This is a genomic window from Mesorhizobium sp. M1E.F.Ca.ET.063.01.1.1, assembly GCF_003998155.1.
Taxonomy (GTDB): domain Bacteria; phylum Pseudomonadota; class Alphaproteobacteria; order Rhizobiales; family Rhizobiaceae; genus Mesorhizobium.
Genome location: NZ_RZSC01000973.1, coordinates 1 through 1,883, shown reverse-complemented (window position 1 = coordinate 1,883; position 1,883 = coordinate 1). Strand labels below are relative to the sequence as shown.

General features: G+C 65.4%; 2 protein-coding genes. Both read right to left on the bottom strand.

The window, feature by feature from the left end; genetic code table 11:
- Nucleotides 1-48 precede the first annotated feature (48 nt).
- The gene (locus tag EOA29_RS34955; protein ID WP_210211978.1) at nucleotides 49-1,038 is read right to left on the bottom strand and encodes a substrate-binding domain-containing protein; all 990 of its coding nucleotides are present in this window, start codon (nucleotides 1,036-1,038) and stop codon (nucleotides 49-51) included.
- An 85-nt stretch (nucleotides 1,039-1,123) separates the two neighbouring features.
- Nucleotides 1,124-1,876, bottom strand: coding sequence for an SDR family oxidoreductase (locus EOA29_RS34950; RefSeq protein WP_210213212.1), 753 nt, complete (start codon nucleotides 1,874-1,876; stop codon nucleotides 1,124-1,126).
- Nucleotides 1,877-1,883: the final 7 nt, after the last annotated feature.

Here is a 1,883-nt window from a genome sequence, read left to right as displayed (position 1 = left end):
AAAACGCCGCCCGCCATGAAGCCACCAGCCATGGGGCCGAAGGAAAGCCTAGGACTTGCATCCGAGCGTATCCTTGAACTTGGCGAAGTTCTCGCCGCTGATCAGGGTGGCGTCCTGGAAATAGTCCTTCTGCATCTCTTTGCCGTTGGCCTGGTCGTAAAGCGCCTGGATGGCGGCCGCGCCATGCTTGGCGCTGTCCAGCCACATCGTGCCGCGGAAGCCCGAGGGCTTGCCGGCGCCGAAGGCCTCGCAGGAACGGGAACCGTCGATGCCGATGCCGATGACATTTTCAGGCTTCATGCCGGCATTCTCGGTGGCGCGCACGCCGCCGAGCACGCCGTCGTCGTTGCAGGAGAAGAAGATCCACTTCTCGGCGTCGGGATTGGCCGTCAGCGTCGTCGACACCACGTCGATCGAGTTGACCATAGTGTTGTCGTAGGGGATCGAGACGATGCGCGACTTGATCTCCGGGATCGCCGCCACCAGTGCCTCCTCGGCGCCCTTGTTGCGGCGCATGCAGGTGTCGGCCTTCTGGTCCTCGATCGAGCCGACACGCACTTTGGAAAGGTCCTTGTCCCAACCTTCGGCCTTGGCGATGCGGGCGATCTCGCCGCCGACCTGCTTGCCGATGTTGAGCGCGTTCATGCCGACATAGGCGACCGGCGTGCCGTCGGCGAAGGCGATGTCGTCGTCGACTGCGATCAGGCCGATCTTGGCGGCCTTCGCCTTGTCGGCGACGACCGGGCCGAGCGAGCGATCCGGCACCACCACGGCGATGCCCTTGACGCCGTCGCCGACGTAAGTGTCGAAGGTGGTGACGGCGAGGTTAGCGTCGAACTGGACGTCCTGGACAAGCAGGTCGACGCCGAGCTCGGCGGCTTTGTCCTTGGCGCCTTTCACCTCGCGCACGAACCAGGGATGGTCGCCCATCTTGTTGATGTAGCCGAACTTCATCTTGTCCTGCGCGCCGGCGCCGTGGACCGTCAGCGCGACGGCAGCGGTCGCGGCCGCAACCAGGCATGCCCTGATCATTTTCATGGTTTTCCTCCCTGTCGATCCCGGGCCGGTGGGACGTGATCTGCTTTGAAGACGTTTTCCGGCGACCGGCCGCCGGTGCGAAACCTCATTCGTGGTAGAGAACCGAGCGCCCGCCATCGATGACGATGCAGGCCGCGTTGATGAACGGCGCCTCGTCGGAGCCGAGGAAGACGGCGGTCATAGCCACCTCCTCCGGCCGACCGATGCGGCGCGGCGGGTGCAGGTCGTAGGTGCGCTGGCGCTCGGCTTGCGGATCGGGAAAGGTGTTCCAGTAATCGACCGCGATCTGCGTCTCGATATAGCCCGGCGCGATCGCGTTCACGCGGATCCCTTCGGCCGCGTATTGGATGCCGAGCGACCGCACCAGGCCGAGCAGCCCGTGCTTGGCGACCGGATAGGGAAAGGTCGACGGGATGATCGCGAAGGAATGGCAGGACGCGATGGCGACGACCGCGCCCTGCTTCTGACCGCGCATCGTCGGCAACACCGCGCGTGTCGAATACCAGACGCCGTCGAGATCGACGGCAAAGCAGCGCCGCCATTCCGCCTCGGTGGTTTCCAGAGGCTCGTGGAATACGTTGATGCCGGCATTGGCGACCAGCACGTCGATCCGGCCAAAAGCGCCGAGCGTCCGCTCGGCCATCGCCTCGCAGGATCCGCTGTCGGCGACGTCTGTCTCGACGAAGAGCGCCCGTGCCCCGCTTTCGATCAGAGAAGCGGCAACGCTCTTTCCGCTGGCCGCATCCTTTTCCGCCACGACGATCGCCGCGCCTTCCGCCGCCATGGCGCGCGCCGTCGCCTCGCCGATGCCGCGGCCCGCGCCGGTGATGATCGCCACCTTATCT